This window comes from Lentibacillus sp., from assembly GCF_035301925.1.
GTDB lineage: Bacteria > Bacillota > Bacilli > Bacillales > Amphibacillaceae > Lentibacillus.
The window spans coordinates 1-18,671 of the sequence record NZ_DATGTI010000111.1; the positions used below are offsets into that span (position 1 = coordinate 1).

17 protein-coding genes are annotated in these 18,671 nt (G+C 41.7%); 5 read left to right on the forward strand and 12 right to left on the reverse strand.

Going from position 1 to position 18,671, the window contains the following annotated elements; all coding sequences use genetic code 11:
• Positions 1-66: 66 nt before the first annotated feature.
• The 9 genes from VK080_RS09580 to VK080_RS09620 form a co-directional block, all read right to left on the reverse strand.
• On the reverse strand, positions 67-1,032 hold the full coding sequence (locus VK080_RS09580; protein ID WP_324224547.1) for an N-acetylglucosamine kinase: 966 nt from the start codon (positions 1,030-1,032) through the stop codon (positions 67-69).
• 308 nt (positions 1,033-1,340) lie between these two features.
• Positions 1,341-1,814 carry a flavodoxin domain-containing protein gene (locus tag VK080_RS09585; RefSeq protein WP_324224548.1) on the reverse strand — a complete coding sequence of 158 codons (474 nt, stop codon included), beginning with the start codon at positions 1,812-1,814 and terminating at the stop codon, positions 1,341-1,343.
• A gap of 175 nt (positions 1,815-1,989) precedes the next feature.
• Positions 1,990-3,564, reverse strand: coding sequence for a plasmid pRiA4b ORF-3 family protein (locus VK080_RS09590; RefSeq protein ID WP_324224549.1), 1,575 nt, complete (start codon positions 3,562-3,564; stop codon positions 1,990-1,992).
• A gap of 113 nt (positions 3,565-3,677) precedes the next feature.
• Positions 3,678-4,238 (reverse strand): sugar O-acetyltransferase, encoded by a 561-nt coding sequence (locus VK080_RS09595; RefSeq protein ID WP_324224550.1) that lies wholly within the window; start codon positions 4,236-4,238, stop codon positions 3,678-3,680.
• Positions 4,239-4,332: 94 nt separating this feature from the next.
• Positions 4,333-5,358, reverse strand: coding sequence for a LacI family DNA-binding transcriptional regulator (locus tag VK080_RS09600; RefSeq protein WP_324224551.1), 1,026 nt, complete (start codon positions 5,356-5,358; stop codon positions 4,333-4,335).
• Between the two features lie 28 nt (positions 5,359-5,386).
• Positions 5,387-7,729, reverse strand: a complete 2,343-nt coding sequence (locus VK080_RS09605) for a glycoside hydrolase family 31 protein (protein WP_324224552.1) — start codon at positions 7,727-7,729, stop codon at positions 5,387-5,389.
• A 35-nt stretch (positions 7,730-7,764) separates the two neighbouring features.
• The gene (locus VK080_RS09610) at positions 7,765-8,604 is read right to left on the reverse strand and encodes a sugar ABC transporter permease (protein WP_324224553.1); all 840 of its coding nucleotides are present in this window, start codon (positions 8,602-8,604) and stop codon (positions 7,765-7,767) included.
• Positions 8,604-9,851 carry a sugar ABC transporter permease gene (locus tag VK080_RS09615; protein ID WP_324224562.1) on the reverse strand — a complete coding sequence of 416 codons (1,248 nt, stop codon included), beginning with the start codon at positions 9,849-9,851 and terminating at the stop codon, positions 8,604-8,606. Before VK080_RS09615 ends, VK080_RS09610 begins: the two co-directional genes overlap by 1 nt.
• A 107-nt stretch (positions 9,852-9,958) precedes the next feature.
• Positions 9,959-11,242 (reverse strand): sugar ABC transporter substrate-binding protein, encoded by a 1,284-nt coding sequence (locus VK080_RS09620; protein WP_324224554.1) that lies wholly within the window; start codon positions 11,240-11,242, stop codon positions 9,959-9,961.
• Positions 11,243-11,525: 283 nt separating this feature from the next.
• Between VK080_RS09620 and VK080_RS09625 the strand changes: the two genes are divergently transcribed.
• The 4 genes from VK080_RS09625 (at position 11,526) to VK080_RS09640 (ending at position 16,184) form a co-directional block, all read left to right on the forward strand.
• On the forward strand, positions 11,526-13,268 hold the full coding sequence (locus VK080_RS09625) for an alpha-glycosidase (RefSeq protein WP_324224555.1): 1,743 nt from the start codon (positions 11,526-11,528) through the stop codon (positions 13,266-13,268).
• A gap of 14 nt (positions 13,269-13,282) precedes the next feature.
• Positions 13,283-14,947 carry an alpha-glucosidase gene (locus tag VK080_RS09630; protein ID WP_324224556.1) on the forward strand — a complete coding sequence of 555 codons (1,665 nt, stop codon included), beginning with the start codon at positions 13,283-13,285 and terminating at the stop codon, positions 14,945-14,947.
• 233 nt (positions 14,948-15,180) lie between these two features.
• A complete protein-coding gene (locus VK080_RS09635) occupies positions 15,181-15,759 on the forward strand; it encodes a Uma2 family endonuclease (RefSeq protein ID WP_324224557.1) in 579 nt (192 codons plus the stop codon).
• A 185-nt stretch (positions 15,760-15,944) separates the two neighbouring features.
• On the forward strand, positions 15,945-16,184 hold the full coding sequence (locus VK080_RS09640) for a glutaredoxin family protein (protein ID WP_324224558.1): 240 nt from the start codon (positions 15,945-15,947) through the stop codon (positions 16,182-16,184).
• A gap of 41 nt (positions 16,185-16,225) precedes the next feature.
• Here the strand turns inward: VK080_RS09640 and VK080_RS09645 are convergent, their stop codons facing one another.
• The 3 genes from VK080_RS09645 to VK080_RS09655 form a co-directional block, all read right to left on the reverse strand.
• A complete protein-coding gene (locus VK080_RS09645) occupies positions 16,226-17,173 on the reverse strand; it encodes a LysR family transcriptional regulator (RefSeq protein WP_324224563.1) in 948 nt (315 codons plus the stop codon).
• Between the two features lie 146 nt (positions 17,174-17,319).
• Positions 17,320-17,844, reverse strand: a complete 525-nt coding sequence (locus VK080_RS09650) for a hypothetical protein (RefSeq protein ID WP_324224559.1) — start codon at positions 17,842-17,844, stop codon at positions 17,320-17,322.
• Between the two features lie 21 nt (positions 17,845-17,865).
• A complete protein-coding gene (locus VK080_RS09655; RefSeq protein WP_324224560.1) occupies positions 17,866-18,060 on the reverse strand; it encodes a hypothetical protein in 195 nt (64 codons plus the stop codon).
• Between the two features lie 242 nt (positions 18,061-18,302).
• Between VK080_RS09655 and VK080_RS09660 the strand changes: the two genes are divergently transcribed.
• Positions 18,303-18,671: thioredoxin domain-containing protein (locus VK080_RS09660; protein WP_324224561.1), on the forward strand; the 369-nt coding region annotated here is incomplete at its 3' end.

Consider the following 18,671-nt stretch of genomic DNA (forward strand, 5'->3'; position numbering starts at 1 on the left):
CAGGGTGTTGGCCATTTCTCTTAAAATGGTCAGACCGCCTTTCACTTGTGACAATCCGATCACCTCTTAACATGTTGAAATCATATGTTGAATCATAGTTTCTTTCAGTTGTTTGTTTTCCATTAGAAAGGCGCCAATGATTGAACCGCCTGCCGGATTCATTTCAGGTGTGATGATCCTTAATTGCCCATCATCTCGCAATTCAGCTTGAAGCAGTGCCGGTAAAATCTCTTTATCGGTAAACACACCGCCGCATAAAATGGTACTTACACTTTGCTCAGGGCTGAAAAGTTTAAATTTTAAAGTCCGAATACTGCAGCTCATTTCCTGAACAGCCTTTGTCAGGATATCCGTTGCCGCTTGATCCCCATGTTTGTAAGCAGAAAAAACAAGTCTAGTAACCGGAGAGATTTCACCTTTAGGGGATCGAGAAGCGTAAATATGCTGAATGAGGTCATACGGGCTTTTAATTTGAAAATGATCGCGGACCATATCGAGCAGCATTGTGTCTCTGCCGCGCCCATCAAATGCCTTTAAAGCCGTAATCATACCTTCTCTGCCGATATCATAACCGCTTCCTTCATCTCCAAATAAATAACCCCATCCGCCAGTTCGATCGCGCTTCCCTTCATCATTGATGCCGAAAGTGATTGAGCCTGTGCCTGATATCTGAACAATTCCTGGGCCGCCGTATGTTCCGGAATACAGCGCGTTCACCGTATCAGGTTCAACTTTTACTTTTGAATCACGATGCACGAGCTGGTGCAGAAGTTTCGTCAGCATCCTGACTGCCCTGTCATTGCCTGCTCCTGAAATGCCGGCAAACAAACTGGTGATTTGTTCAAGCCCGATGCCGCTTTGTTTTGCCAAATCCTGCATTAACCAGGACAATGTCTGAAACAATTCTTGCTTCTGCACCACATTCGGATTGACAGGACCCGCTGCTGCTTTGGCTAAAATTTTGCCATCTTCACTTGCTATAGCTGCGATTGTCTTCGTTCCACCGCCATCAATTCCGACAACATAGCCCATTAGTTCCCCATCCTTCACCAATATGTCTATCCTAATCTTATATAACTTGAAATATTTTAACAAGTTTTTCTGAAATAATATTTCATTTTGGAATCTGAAGAATGCTTTTGTTCTCCTTTTTCATATGAAAAAACGAAATTTGTATCGTTGCTGTTCAAAAATTTAAATATGATGTTTAATCATCTCACAATCGGGAAACACTATAATGTAACGCTTTTCAATACCCCCCTCTTTTAATAATAGAAATGGCTTGCCGCCAAAATTTGGCGGCGAGCCTTTTGCGTTGCAGCAGACGTCAAAGCGACCCATCAATCCATTTCACGTCTTCTATTGTTTTCCATCATTTTGCAAAATCTATCCGCAAAGTGCCGGCACCTGTCTGCATCTTCTTCATCAGGGTACAAGTCAACAACCAGCCATTCAGGGACGAGTTTTGCTTGTTTTTCTGCCAGACGGTCTCCCATTGTGTTAGCGGCACCGCCGAACGTATCGTACACGAAATCACCGGAGCCAAACACCCCGGCAGGCAGTCCATCGATATCCACTTCATCCAATTCTTCATAGAAATCTTCCACTTCAAAGGGCAATGCCCCATCATCCTCTGAATACGTTCCGACAAGCAGACCGTCGTATTCGGCAAGCTCTGCTGCATCTACTGGATCCATTTCAAACGTTTTGGTCACGACACGATGACCATGCTTTTCCACTGCATCCCTGATAATCTCGGCTACTGCTTCCGTATTGCCTGTCATGCTGGCATAAAGCATTAACACGTTTCCCATCGTACATCCCTCGCGCATCCTATAAAAGTATCTGACTTTACTTTAATGATGCAGATAAGACTTTTCAATGATTCAGGAGTATGTAAAGGATCATCGTTCAGTGGTTGTGACAGAAATGTGCCAGTTAAATAGTCTTGAGATTTAAGCACCTGTACATCCCTTTTCATCCTGTTATCTAAAAAAACGGCATATCATCATGCATCATATCCACCACTTGACGGATTAACGGCAAATCATTTTCCACTTCCACATTCACGTCCACCTTTTCCATAAGCGGAGAAAGAACACGTGCTGTTTGTTGATTGACCATGACATTTTCCGGGATACCTTTCAGTGTCTCAATCAATTTTAAAAATTCATTCTGCAACACGGCAAAATCCGAACTATCTGTCAGCAGGTTATAATAAACAGCCGTGCCCTGAGCCCGGTCAACTGCCAATACCAATAATGGAAAAACCGGACGTTCACCTGGCTCATTTTGAACAGGCATGTCCATATATTCCATGGAAAATTCAATCGTTACCGCTAATGTGGTTTTTAATTTCTCAATCCGTTTCAATTCAAATTCCGAAACATTGAGTGGAACTTCAGATTTCTCAACATTATTTTCGCCCTTTTCCAAACCAATGACCTGATTATCAAATTCACTATTGCCATTTGCTTTGCGGGGTATTTTAACAAGGATTTGCTCGTCCAACAGCAAATCCGGCATTTCCAAGCCTTCCGTTAATTCCTGATAAACCTCCATCGTACGCTCAATGCCTAAGAGCATCAGCCTTGCCTCTTCATCATCCATAAGCCATGGATAAAAGCCCGGTTTATAGCTTGTGAACGAAGGCCAGCTTTTACGCCCGCGAAATGGAATATCATATGACTTCACTAACCTATAATCGTCCTTTTCCAAATCCTCCCGATCCTCAAAACTCAGAAGTAAACTGCGCTGACTGACAATGAAATCGAAATTAGGCGGCATATCTGACAGTGAGCCCATTAAAGAAGTGTATCCCTCATCGCCTATGTATACGGCCAAACCAAACACTTCGCCGCCTCCACCGAGGACGGAGCAATATATCCATTCCTTTGTGACAGGATCCTCAACCGCAAAAATATGCCCATCAAACATCATATCCCAAGGCTTCAGCTTCAGAAATTCCTTGGTTTTCAAAAAGAGGTCATGCCAAATATCTTTTTCTGGCGCCGTCTGTTCATAAGAGGTCAGCATATCTTTCAATTGCAAACGTATTTCCTGATTAATATCTTTAACCAGTTGTTTGCTGTCGGGAAAAGCCAGATCAACCTCGCCCATTAAGACTTCTCCCCTCGTATCCTCTTCAGGTGCAGCGTTTTTCGCACCAATACAGCGAGGATAGTTCACACCTTCTTCAGGTTCCATTTGTTTGCTTAAGACAATTTCATGATGCCAGTCATCACCAAAATCGTATACATACGTTATTTTATCTTTAGACATTTTAAACCAGTCGGCTAACATTTCTTGATGCTCGTTGTATGATACTTGACCGCCGAAGAGATCAGTAAAGCCGTCGTTATTTTCACCTGTAATTTCCAGATCGTCGGCACGCTTGCCATTTATTTTATTCGTAAAAAAACTGTGCAAATGATTATTATCCCAGTCAAAGACAACCTGTAAAATGCGATGCAAATGATAGAACGTTGTATTTTCATTCAATTGTATTTTTCGCCATACAGGGATACCGACATGCTTCAACGTCACTTTCAGTTCATAAATCATAGCCTCACCCCTTTTTTTGTATAGTGTAGCACATAATTGAACTTTGCCTCATCTTGTCAGCCATATCCAATGTCCGGCATAGCCTGTGCTTCACTTTCACACAAAAAATCAGCTTATAAGTCAATCTGTTTAATGACTTTGGCTGGGTTGCCTCCAACGACAACATTATCCGGTACGTCTTTAGTAACGACTGAACCTGATGCGATGACAACATTATTTCCTGCGTTTACACCTGAGTTTATTATTGAACCCCCGCCAATCCACACACTGTCTCCAAAAGTAATAGGCTTTGCGTATTCTTTACCGGTATTGCGTTCGGTTGGATTAAGTGGATGTGTTGCCGTGTAGATTTGCACATTAGGGCCAAGCATACAATTATTTCCGAATCGTACTTCACAAACATCTAAAATGATACAGTCGAAGTTTGCAAAAAAGTTTTCTCCAACGTGTGTGTTATAACCATAATCAAACCGAATATTTGGTTCCATATATACGGTTTCTCCAGTTGAACCGAGCAACTCCTTTAACAATATTGAACGCTTTTCCACTTCAGTTTCTAACGTTTGATTATATAGTCTGACTTTTCGTCTCGCTTCCTCACGTTCCTTTATTAATACCGGGTCATCAGGGTTGTACATCTCCCCGGCCAGCATCTTCTCTTTTTCTGTTCTCATATGTACATCACCTTTTTGAATGTAATCAGATTGCGTAAAAAACAGTCCGTTTTGGCTTTTTTTCAATCTATACCAAAACGAACTACTTATTGTCTTATGGTGTTTTTCTTTCACTGACCGAGTTCCGGTAAATCATTTCATGCGGGACGATAATTTGCTTGGCTGTATCCAGCTTATCGACAGTTTTTTCAATTAAAGCATTTGCCGCCCGTGCCCCAAGGTCATGTATAGAGACATCAACTGTCGTAAGCGCAGGGGTTGTGATTTCAGACAAATAAATATTGTTAAAACTGACAAGAGACATATCTTCCGGGACTGAAATCCCGCTTTCCTTCAATGTGCTCAATACACCAAGGCTCATTAAGTCATCACTGACAACAAGGCCAGTCGGCAGTATATTCAGCGAAAGCAGCAATTCAACCGCTTCACGGCCGCCGGATTTCAGAAACTCTGTATGAATTTTATAATTCTCATATTTTGTCAAACCGGCCTCTTCTATCGCTGATTCATACCCGGATTCACGATCTTTCGTCACAAATAAATCTTTCGAACCGCCGATAAAGGCTATTTTGTCATGACCCATGTTGATGAGGTATTCTGTAATTTCCTTGCCTGCCAAAAAATTATCGTTGTCAACATATGTTATTTCACGATCATGGTCAGAGGGTTTACCAACCATGACAAAGGGGAAGTTTTTCTCATGCAAAAATGATGCAACAGGATCACCCTGCCTGGAATAAAGCAGAATAATACCATCTACATAGCTGCCATAAACCATTCGTTCCACTTCATCGTAGATTTCAGTTTGTGTATTCCCGCTTGAAAGGACAAGTGAATATTGCACATCGTGAGTGACCGATCCAATACCACGCAAGACTTCCGGAAAAAACGGATTCTGCAATGCTTTGTCGGCTGGAGACGGCATCACGACTCCAATGGCTTTTGTCGATTTCACTGCAAGGTTGCGTGCATTGACATTTGGGTGGTAGCCTAACTCTTTCATTGCTTTTCTCACTCTGTCTTTCGTATCCGGACTGATCCTCGAATTATCCGCAATGACACGGGATACCGTAGAGGGAGCCACGCCTGTCGCTTTTGCTACATCTTTGATTGTTACCAACTGTTTCTCACCCTCTACACGTTTTTTATTATTGTACTAAAGATACTGTCTGTTTTCCATCTGCTTCCAGCATAACTTTTTGATCAGCTTCCATGCCGTGAACACGAACCTGAATATTCTCATACAAAGGAGTAAAGCTGCCATGCTGATCCTTCACAGTCACAGTTATATAATCTTCAGATGATTGAATCTCAAATTCCATAGCCAGAAACTCATTCTGCTCGTAAGCAAATGTTTCACCATCATCATCATAGTACGTAAAAGTGTACGTTTGACCTTGTGAACCGGCATATACATCCATATAAATGTTTTTCATTGTTTTATCATTATTCGAAACCTGATCTGTCTGCATAACAGCTGTACCTTTCTTAACAAAAATAGGCATATGGTCAAGTTCAGCGTGGATCAAATGTGTCTTTCCGCCGTTAAACGTCTCACCTGTGGAATATTCCACCCATTCACCGGAAGGAAGATAGACTGCCCTGTCTGTGACAGAGGGCGATAATATTGGTGCAATGATGACATTGTCACCTATCATAAACTGGTCATTCAGGTCATATGTCTTTGGATCATTCGGGTATTCCATGAATAGCGGACGCATAACCGGAAGACCTTCCTTGCTTGCGATGTAAAATAATGTATAAAGCTGCGGCATCCACCGATAACGCATTTGAATATATTTCCGTAAAATCGATTCATATGCACTGAACTGCCATGGTTCCTGGTAACGTGTGCTAATTGCTGAATGATTACGGAAATAAGGCGTGAACGCACCAACCTGTGTCCAGCGTACCAGTAGTTCTCCTTTTGTGTCATGTGCAAATCCGCCAACATCCGGACCGGCAAACGCGACCCCTGACAGCCCCAGATTCATAACCATTGGGAGAGCCATTTGCAAGTGCTCCCAGAAACTGCGATTATCACCGGTCCAAACGGAAGCATACCGTTGTATACCGGCATATCCCGCTCTCGTCAGCAGAAACGGACGCTTGCCTTTAAGCTGCTGTTTCATGCTTTCATACGTCACTTGGCTCATAAGCAGGCCATAAATGTTGTGCAGTTCACGGTGTGTCTTCGGATCTCCGTCGTTTTGATGCATAACCCGTGTATCCATCGTTTTCGTTTCATTAAAAACAGCCGGTTCGTTCATATCATTCCAGATGCCTTCGATTCCAATATTTGAGTAAAATTCGTGCTTATCAGCCCACCATTGACGGGCTTCTTCATCTGTAAAGTCCGGAAATGCACTGTTGCCCGGCCAAACTTCCCCAAAGTAAACATCGCCTTCGATGTATTTACAAAAATGATCTTGACGAATTCCTTCAAGATATATTGGATACTCCACATCTTTTTTAACGCCTGGATTAACAATCGGAACGACCCTTATTCCTATTGATTTTAAATCCTTTATCAGCTTTGCAGGATTCGGAAATTTTTCCTTATCAAATGTGAAAACACGATAACCATTCATATAGTGGATATCCAAGTGAATGGCATCCAGCGGTATATCCCGTTCTATAAAGTTTTGTGCTATCTCACGCACCTTTTCTTCCGATTCATAACTATAACGTGATTGATGGTAACCGATGGCCCACTTTGGCGGAAGCGGCATTCTTCCTGTCAAATGTGTATACTTTCTTAGAACTGATTTTGGATCAGGACCCGCCATAACATAGTAGTCAAGCTGACCGCCTTCCGCTTCAAATGAATACATATCATCATGTGTCTTCATGTCAAATACCATCCGGAAAGTATTATCAAAAAACACACCATAAACAAGCCCATCACGCAACGTCATGAAAAAGGGTATCGATTCATAGAGCGGATCCGTTTCTGGATTATGGGGTGCATAAACATCTGTATTCCACATCTCATATTTATCGCCCCGTTTGTTAAGGTGGCCTGACTTTTCACCAAAACCATAAAAATGATCGTTTTCACCCATTTTTTTAAAGGCAATGACTTCACCATTCTCCCGGCTTGCCATCCCGCGTTCGCCTTCTTCAAGTAAAATATTGCCATCAAGATCCTTTATGGTGATACGAAACGGCGACTTCCGGATTTCTGCCCTCAGCCCTTTGGTATTCAGAACCAAACCCTCTGCTGAATCAATTTCTGTCACATCAACTTCCTCTGGTTTAGTCACAACAGCATAAGAAGTATCTGTGGTCGGCTCATTGTTCTGATTCATGACAATCCTTACGATCGATGATGTATGGAACAGCACTTTCACATATCCGTTATCACATTCAAATAAATAGCCTTCTTCTGATTTCTTAACGGATGTTACACTGCCTATATCGTAATAGTTAACTTTTTCTGATTTATTTTCATTGCCCGGATGTATGGCAAAACTTGTGTCTTCAAGCATTATGTTATTCCTCCTACTTGTCAAATTACAGCGTTTTAACCTTTAGATCCGCCCGCAGTTAAACCGGAAATAAGATAACGCTGCAAGAATAAATAGATAGCTGCGATCGGTACTGCGACCAATATCGAACCTGCCGCAAACCGCGTAAAGTTATTGGAAAACTGATCATTAATAAAATTAAAAAGGCCGACTGCCAATGTATAGTTCTCTTCGCTTGTCAATACGATTGAAGGAAGCAGAAAATCAAACATCGGCATCATAAAATTAAACAATGCTACCACAGCAAGAATCGGCTTTGCCAAAGGCAGCATAATACTCCAGAACACCCTTAAATGCCCGGCTCCGTCAATTCTTGCCGCCTGATCCAATTCACGCGGGATCGTATCAAAATAACCTTTTACAAGCCATGCATTAAACGGAATCTGTCCGCCAAGGTAAATCAGGATTAGCCCTGTCAGCGTGTCCAGCAGTCCAATAATATTCAAGAAAATATATAACGCCACCATCGCCATCATGACGGGAAACATTTGCAGCAGCAGAAATATATATAAGCCATTCTTTCTGCCGACAAACTGGTATCTCGAGAATGCATAGGCTACAAAAGAAGTAATGACAACACTCCCTGCAGCAACAACTGTTGAAACGATCAGTGAATTTTTATACCAAATTAGGTAGTCGCTCTCCGCACTGAAAAGCCATTTATAATGTTCTATTGAGAAATTTTCCGGAATAAGGGACGATGAATACAAACTGCTCCCTTGATTGAAAGACATACCAACGGTCCAGATTAAGGGATAGAATATAATAATCGAAATAACGGCAATCACCAGGTATATAGCTGTCACTTCAATTTTTGATTTCGTTTTCTGATTCATTATATTTCACCCTCTTCCTTAAATGATCGCGTCTGTCTGAATTGATAAAAAGCAAACCCCGATATGAGAAGTCCCATGATGATGGAAATGACGGCAGCCATCGCGTAATTGTTCGTATCAAACGTCAATTTATATACCCAGGAAATCAATATATCCGTTCCGCCTGCATTTTGTCCCCTTACCGGCGGACCACCCTCGTTGAACAGGTATATAATATTGAAGTTGTTAAAATTTTGCGCGTACTGCATAATCAGCAATGGTGCTGTAGCAAACATGACATGCGGAAATGTAATATGCCGGAATTTCTGTAAGCGTGAACCGCCATCAACATCCGCTGCCTCATACCAATCTTTTGAAATGCTCTGCAGAACACCTGTAAATAGCGCAAATACAAATGGGAATCCCAGCCATGTCTGTATCATAATAATGGCAATTCTGGCGTAAAACGGATCGCTCAGCCAAGGAAGCCCATCACCGCCAATCAGCGGAATGATAATATCTCTGTTAATAGCGCCGAACTCATCATTAAACATTGCTGCAAATATTAAAATGGTTACAAATGCAGGGACAGCCCACGGCAGAATCAGAATAGTCCGGATGAGCTTCTTGAATTTGATTCTTGGATCATTCACCATGACTGCCAAAAAAAGACCGACACCAATTTGTAAAGTGGTTGCTACGACTGTCCAAACAATCGTCCAGGCAAAAACACTGATAAAAGTGTCTTTCCACATATCAACTGATATCAGATTTTTAAAGTTTTCAAATCCTACCCAGTCAACTAAATGTCTTGGCGGTGAATTAAACAAATTATAGTTTGTGAACGCAAGAAGGACTGAGAAAATCAGCGGGAAGATAACCACGAAAACCATGAGAAGCAATCCCGGCAGTGTCATTAAATACGGAAAAGCGGTATCATACACAGTCCGCATTGTTTCTTTAAAAGGCAGCGGTTTCCATCCATCACGGATTTTCATCGCCTGTTTGCGTGCATCCAGCACGTTAAAGACGTATAAGGTTCCCAAGATAATCAACGCAATCAGTGAAAGAACACCAAAAACCAGAAGCCGGATGGAATGGTCGGTTCCGGGGATTGTCCCCAGCGTCCGCAGACCCCACAAACCGTAATTAAGCCAAGGCAATACCGTAATCAGAAAGGATGTTTCAATGATAATGAAAATAACACCTTTCAGATACCGGCGGTTATATAATTGACCAAACCCGGCAAAAACAATTGATAGTAGCATAGCTAAAGTTGGATTATGTTTTCCGGCTAGCTTTGTTCTAACTGATGAAGACAATATCAGCACCCCCTTAATTCATGAAGGGGAGAGAGCGGGCTCTCCCCCCAAAGTTATTCTCCTTGTCCGCTCGCTTCTATATTTGTTTTAATCTGTTTAACTGCTTCGTCCAATACCGGTTTCGGATCTTCACCTTCAGCAAGGAATTGCAGCGCATTGTTAAATGGCTCCCATACTTGCTGCATTGCCGGTGTACTTGGCATTGGCACACCATGTTCAATCTGGTCGGCAAATGCTGAATAAATCGGATCTTCAATAGATTCAAGTGCTTCTTTGTTTGGAGGCAGTTCGCCCGCAACCTCATAATAGTATTGAAGATTTTCCTTGTTTGTCATAAACTCAGCCAAATCGTGTGCCCAATCCTTCTTTTCCGAGTAATAGGAAACCATCCAAGATTTTACCCCGACAAATGTCTGAGCAGGTTCACCATTGATCGACGGAAATGGCGCAAATGCCAAACTGTCACCGAGAGCATCTTTATATCCGACAATACTCCACGGCCCGTTGATAACCGCGCCGACTTTACCTTCATTAAAGAGTCCATCGATAACATCTGTTGTTGTAGATGGCGGAATTTTTCCTGAACCGAAGAAAGACTGATAGAATTCAGCAGCCTCCACGGAACCTTCATTATTCAAACCGATGTCGTTAACGTCATAGTCACCGGTATCACCGCCGAATATATAACCGCCATAGTTGTAGAAAAATGGCATACTGAAATACAAGTCGTTCGGTTTCATCAGAAAACCATATTCATCACTGTCAGGATTCGTATTGTTTTCCAAAATACGTTTTAAATCCTCTGCTGTTTCAGGTGCTTGTTCAACAATATCTGTATTATAGAAAATACCGTACGTCTCTATAACAGCAGGATAACCGTAGTAATTCGTTTCCCCATCATAGTTGTATGTAACGGCATCGACCGCGGCATCACTGTATCCTTCAAGTGCTCCATCAGAAAATTCGACAGGTTCTGCCAGCCCCTGCGCTACAGTATTTCCAATTCGATCATGCGGCTGAAAAAATAAATCAGGTCCGTTTCCCTCTGGACCGGCCAACGACAGCTCCTGAGTCTGATCCAGCATTGACACAGTATCCACGTTTACTTTAATGCCCTTTTCCTCTTCATACCTGGCTGCGATTTCTTCAATTGCCTTCAGTTGTTTTTCTTCATCATTTGCCCAGATTGTCAGTGACTCAGGTTTCTCAGCTTTTTCATCTGAACCTTCCTCACCATTCCCTTCAGCTTCATCCGGACGGTCCGGTGTACATGCTGTCAACAACAAAGTGACTGCAATGAATCCGGCCAACACAAGAAATGAAAGCTTCTTATTCATAAGATTTCCCCCTTCAGGATTTTGTAAGTTGCGAAACCGTTTGCACAACTTCTGGTACCTATTTTATTATTAATTATTAATTTGTGCAACCGATTTCATTAAAATTTTTCAAAAAACACGAATAAGATTGACAAATTTGCCTCTATTGATTAAGTTTAAATTAATAACTTGAGGGCAATGCATTGTATTTAAGGCAACAACCCCGTTTTCTGAGAAGAAACGGGGTTGTTTTTTTCTGCAATGATTAACGATTTCATTAAAATACAGGAAGGAGTATTTCAATATGAATAAAGAAGCTGTCTATCACAGACCAAAGGGTAATTTTGCCTATGCCTATGACAGAGAAAAACTGCACATTAGACTGCGGACGAAAAAAAATGACATAAAAAAGGTGAATTTAATCCACGGTGACCCTTATGACTGGACCGAGGCGGGCTGGACACATCACTGTACCAGCATGTTTTTAGAGGCCAGTGATGCACTGTTTGACCATTGGATGATTGAAATCGTGCCCCCATTCCGGCGGCTGCGTTATGGGTTTGAGCTGATCAGCGGGAATGAAAAACTGTTCTATACTGAAAAAGGTTTTTACCATGAAGCGCCGCTTGATGATATACACTATTATTTTTGTTTCCCTTTTCTAAATGAATCAGATGTGTTTCAACCGCCTGAATGGGTTAAAGATACCATTTGGTACCAAATCTTTCCCGAGCGATTCGCAAATGGCGACCGTTCAAATGACCCTGATGGTGTATTGGAGTGGGGCAGTGAAGATCCCGCACAAAACAACTTTTTTGGCGGTGACTTTCAAGGGGTTATCGATCACCTTGACTATCTGGCGGATCTCGGTATTAATGGTATCTATTTCACACCGATTTTCAAAGCATATTCCAACCATAAATACGACACAATTGACTATATGGAAATAGATCCTCAATTCGGCGATAAAGAGAAGTTCCGGGAACTGGTTGACAGGTGCCATGAAAAAGGAATGCGAATTATGCTGGATGCTGTTTTCAACCACAGCGGCTATTATTTCCCGCCGTTTCAGGATGTGATTGAAAAAGGAATGTCGTCACCTTATGCTGACTGGTTTCATATCCGCGATATTCCGATAAAAACCGAACCGCAGCCAAATTTTGATTCGTTTGGTTTCACCCCTCACATGCCCAAATTGAACACAGACAACCCGGAAGTGAAAAAATATCTGCTCGATGTCGCGTCCTATTGGATTGATGAATTTGACATCGACGGCTGGCGTCTGGATGTTGCAAATGAAGTGGACCATACATTTTGGCGGGAATTCAGACAGCAGGTAAGAAACATCAAGCCTGACGTTTATATTCTCGGTGAAATATGGCACGATGCCATGCCATGGCTGGAGGGAGATCAGTTCGACGCGGTTATGAACTATCCATTTACCTTAGCGGCTATAGACTATCTGGCGAAAGATAAACTGACAGCTGAAGGGTTTGCCAATCAAGTTTCAAGCGTACTCGCCTCCTATCCGGAAAATGTCAGTGAAGTCGCGTTTAACTTATTGGGGAGCCATGATACGCCACGAATTCTTACACAATGTCAAGATGATAAACAGAAAGTCAGGCTGCTCTATGTTTTACAAATGTCTTTTACAGGAACACCCTGCATTTATTATGGTGATGAGGTTGGAATGACTGGCGGCGAAGATCCTGAATGCCGCAAATGTATGATCTGGGATAAAAATAAACAGGATCTTGAATTAAAATCTTTTCTGCAGCAACTGATCCAATTACATAACAAAGAAAAAGCCTTTGGCAGCAGAGGGAAATTTCAAATATCCGAAGCGAATTCCGATACCAATCATCTTATTTATTCAAAAACGTACAACGATGAAAAAATTTATATTGTATTGAATCCTTCTGACCAACCAATACAGATACACTTTCAAGAATCTAAATTGCTGGATTTATGGTCCAATGAGTCTCTTCCGGGAGACAAGCTGCTGACAGTAAATTCGAATGACTTTTTCATTGCAAAAGTTCAATAACGGAGGGATGATCCATGTATAATCAATGGTGGAAGGAAAGCGTTGTTTACCAAATTTACCCGAGAAGTTTTAATGACAGCAACGGAGATGGGATTGGTGATTTAAACGGCATCATTGAAAAGTTGGACTATTTACGCAATCTCGGTGTTGATGTTATATGGCTTTCTCCTGTCTATCAATCTCCAAACGATGACAATGGGTATGATATTAGTGACTATCATGCAATCATGCCGGAATTTGGTGATATGAATGACTGGGAACTATTGCTTGAAGAAACTCATAAGCGCGGCATGAAATTGATCATGGATTTAGTCGTCAACCACACGTCAGATGAACACCCTTGGTTTATCAAATCGCGAACATCCAAAAATAATCATCATCGTGACTTTTACATCTGGCGTGAGCGTCCAAACAACTGGGAATCAGCTTTCAGCGGTCCCGCCTGGACATACGACAAAACAACCGATGAATATTATCTTCATTTATTTTCCGAAAAGCAGCCTGATTTAAATTGGGAAAACCCGTCAATGCGAAACGATATCTATAACATGATGAAGTGGTGGCTTGATAAAGGAATAGATGGATTTCGGATGGATGTCATCAATTTTATTTCTAAAGATCAGCGTTTTCCCGATGGCAAAAGTGAACCTGGGAAATTATACACTTCCGGCAGTGATTACTATATGAATGGACCGCGGATACATGACTTTTTACAGGAAATGAACCAGGAAGTGCTATCACATTATAATATTATGACTGTCGGTGAAATGCCGGGTGTAACACCGGAAGAAGCAAAGCAGTATACGGCGGATAAGCGGCGGGAATTAAACATGGTATTTCACTTTGAGCATATGGATATCGACGCGGGACCAGGCGGAAAATGGGATAACACTCGCTGGTCTCTTGCAAAGTTGAAAAAAATCCTGTCCAAATGGCAAACAGAACTGGATGATGAAGGCTGGAACAGTTTATATTGGAACAACCATGACCAGCCAAGAGTCGTATCCCGGTTCGGAAATGACGGCAAATATCGTGTCAAATCAGCAAAAATGCTTGCCACAACATTGCACATGATGAAAGGAACACCATATATTTACCAAGGTGAGGAACTTGGTATGACGAACGTGAATTTTGACAGCATTTCGGATTATCGGGACATTGAAACCTTGAATATATATAACGAAAAACGCGCTGAAAATGCTGATTTAGATAAAATCATGGATGCTGTTCATAAAAAATCACGCGACAACGCCCGTACACCAATGCAATGGGATGACAGTCAAAATGCCGGATTTACTAAGGGAGAACCTTGGATTAAGATTAATGCAAACTATAAGGAGATTAACGCCAAACAAGCCGTGAATAAGCCTGATTCAATCTACCACTATTACAGACAATTAATCAGACTGCGGAAAACGTACCCAATCATTGTTTATGGAAGTTATAAATTACTGCTGCCAGATAACGAAGAAATATTTTCCTACAAACGCGAACTTGAAAATGAACGATTATTGGTGATCAGCAACTTTACTGACAGGAAAATCGCTTATATGATACCGCAAGAATTCAAGTATGCAGAAAAGCTAATCGGAAATTACGTTCATTCAGTAAACAAACCGTTGTCTGATATCGAACTAAAACCATACGAAACCTGCGTGTATTATACTCGCGCTAAATAAGTATGACGTATAGGCACTGGTCGACATTCAATACAAGGCCCGTCGATTGATCTTAAAAGCGGCTATCACCTGCATTACGCAGAACTGAGACTGACGGACATACACATATGATAGAAGGCTATATACAACAGTATCAAAAAGTTGAGCGGGAAAGTCGCAAGCCCGCTCGCTTTTTCTGGTATATTTTTGCGAAAAATGCGATAATAGATTAACCATAAAAGGAGTGATGATTCGTGTACGAGAAAAAACGGCCTAAAAAACCAGTCATTAACGAACCAGGCTGGACTGTCGATGATTATTATCAGCTGCCGGAAGATGATAACCAATACGAGATTGTCAATGGCATTCTTGAGCTTAAACCATCACCTTCAACTACACATCAGCGGGTCAGCCATCGTCTGGAGCGAACATTGACAGACTCATGCGAAAACGATTATATCATTATCGATTCGCCGATTGATGTCATTCTTTCTGACTTTGAAACGCGTCAGCCGGATATTCTGATGATCCACCGCAGCCGTGAATATATCATTGAGGAACATGCTATAGCCGGACCACCGGATTTGGTCGTTGAGATCCTCTCCCCTAATAGTGCAAACCGTGACCGGATAATGAAAAAGGAAAGCTATGCCGCGTTTCGCGTACCTGAATACTGGATTGTGGACTATAAAAATGAAGCGATCGAGCAATACACACTGGGTCCCGATCAAACAAAATATAACTTAATGAATGTTTTTGAAGCGGACGACATTGTCACCTCAGACTTCCTGCCATGTGTATCATTTACGGTGAAAAATGGCATAAAGATTTGATAACCCTGCAAGCACCACCGCCCACCGCTGATTTAAACCACAAGGAAAAGCTTAATTCACATTTATTATTAGTTGCACAGGATTACTATAGCCAGAGCCTATCATAACCATAGAAAATGGCTTATTGATGTTACGGTTCCAACCTTTTACGATAGATATATACCATTTTTAAGGAGGTCATATATTTGAGTAAAGCAGTTTTCTATCATGCAGGATGCCCGGTATGTCAAGATGCCGAAAAGAACATGCTTGGGTTTTTGGACAGTTCAAAAGTAGATGTGGAGATCGTTGATTTTAATAATGATGCGTCACGTATCAGCGAGGCCGAATCTGCCGGCGTGAAGTCAGTTCCTGCACTCGTTTTAGATGGCCAGCCCTACCATATCAACTACGGAGCAAGCATGGAAGATGTGAAAAACGGATAGATTAATAAATATGAGAGGCATCGGAATGATGCACTCTCATTTTAATTTTTCGCTTCTAGTATATTGGCAGATGATCCGCTTTCACCTGACTTTTGAACTTCCCCGCCAGTTTCCATCACCTGATCAATAAACGCTCTTGTCGCCATGCACATGAATTTATCTTTTCTGTAAATGAAGCCGATTTTTCTTTCCATTGTCGGATTCACCAGCCTGACGTTTACAATCTGCGGATGGGTTAAATAGTTAAGATATGGCTCAGGCAAGACGGTAACACCGATACCTTCAGAAACCATTTGCGTCAAGGAATCCAGTGTGGTCATCTCCAATGTCGGATTCAGTTTAATTCCGATATGTTCACAATGCCGGTCAATCAGCTGACGCAGGAAATAATTTTCCGGCAGCAAAATGGTTGGTTCCCGTTCAAGAGCTGACAAGTCAACCTCGTTTATACCAGCAAGTGGATGCCCCGCAGGAACCGCCAGTGAAAGTTCTTCGGTAAATAGTGGGATCGAAGCAAACTCTTCTTCCTTCACCGGCAGAAATGAAACGCCAAGATCCAAGCGGTTTTCGAGCAACCCTGTTTTGATATCACCAGTCCTTAATCCATGCACAGACAAATCAATATTTGGATGCAATTGCTTAAACTTTGAAATGGCAGGCGGCAGCAAATAGCTGACACATGTCAACAGAGAACCGATCGTCAGTTTTCCAGTCTGCAGACCGTTTAAATCTTTCAGGGCAGCCTGAGCCTGTTCGATTTCATAAAATACCCGTTCACCATGCCGCAGCAGAATTTTTCCCGCTTCTGTCAAAGCCGTTTTTTTACCGATGCGGTCAAACAGCGGAATACCCACTTCACCTTCCAATATCTTAATCTGCTGGCTGAGCGTGGGCTGGGAAATATTTAATTGCTCAGCAGCCCGTGAAAAATGAAGTTCTTTGCTGACTGCCATAAAATATTCAAGCTGTCTCAGCTCCATTTCATTGATACCCTTTCAATTCATAGATTTTAACTATTATTATGAATGGAATCATTAGACTATACAATCGTTTTGCTTTTGGCAATCATATTATATTTAAGTGGCAGCCATATTATATTTTAAAAGTCCTTTTCCATTAACCAAAAACTGTAAGTCTATTCTTTTTCCTGTACCCAAAGGTCTTTATTCTGACCTGCCTCGCCAAAGTCATCAAATATCTGTATTTGCTCTTCCTTAAAACCCTTCCATGCGTCAATCATTGCTTGCTTATTTTCATCAGTTTTAGCATCCAGGAATTTTTCTGCAAGGTCATGCACCTTAATAGCATCATCCATGTTATTCTTATAATCTGTCATTACATCCTTAAGAACCTGAGGTATATAATTCTCTGATACATATACATCCTTTACGCCTTCAGCACCTTCCAGCAACTTATCTGATGCCCCTTCCAATTCATTAGCCCAGCCGCCCGCATAAGCTGTATCAACTACGGACAGGGCAAATTCAAAATCATTCATCCCATCTGTCAAAGTTTCCTCTTGAGGTACAAGCTCATTAGCCATGTCTCCTACATGCATCTCATAGTCCTCTGCTGTCTTCTCTGACTCTCCGCATCCTGCTAATCCTGCAGCTCCAATTGCCAACAATCCTGTCAATGCAATCTGTTTAATATTTTTCATCTTTGCTGTTTCCTCCTGATGTTATGATTTATTATCTTTATCCTCTTTAATGCCTTCTGCAATACCCGCAATAATTCCAGCTGCAATGAATAATCCTAAAGCTATTCCCGAAATGATCAGCACCCATTTGCCAACTGTCAACAGTGCAGGTAATATAGCCAAAAACAATAGTGCTAAAATGATAAAGCCTAAAGTGCCTAATAGTAAGCTGATCATGCCGCATCACGCTCCTCAATTATCATCTATCGGGGCATTCAGTCAACTGAGTCTTAAGCAATATTACTTTTTACCCTTCATTATTTTAAACCTTCCAGTGACACGAAACAATTACCTGACCGATGCCAATTAAATCCATTAGCATCCCTATAGGGGGACTGAAGTTTTCCAAAATTTGAATTGGATTTAATTTGTCAGTTAGACTAGGACTAAACTTAAATTAAAAAGGAGCTGTTGCCGCCATGTCTAAAGAGCATAGTAATGCTAACAGATTGCTCAATGAAAAAAGTCCGTACCTGCTGCAGCATGCATACAACCCTGTAGATTGGTTTCCATGGGGGGATGAAGCTTTTGAAAAAGCAAAACAGGAAAACAAGCCGATTTTCCTTTCTATCGGCTACTCGACGTGCCATTGGTGTCACGTCCTCGCCCATGAATCTTTTGAGGATGCGGAAGTGGCAGCGTACTTAAATGATCATTACGTTTCCATTAAAGTCGACCGAGAAGAGCGCCCAGACATTGATTCAGTCTACATTAAAGTTTGCCAGATGATGACCGGACAAGGCGGATGGCCGTTATCCATTTTCATGACACCGGATAAAGTGCCATTT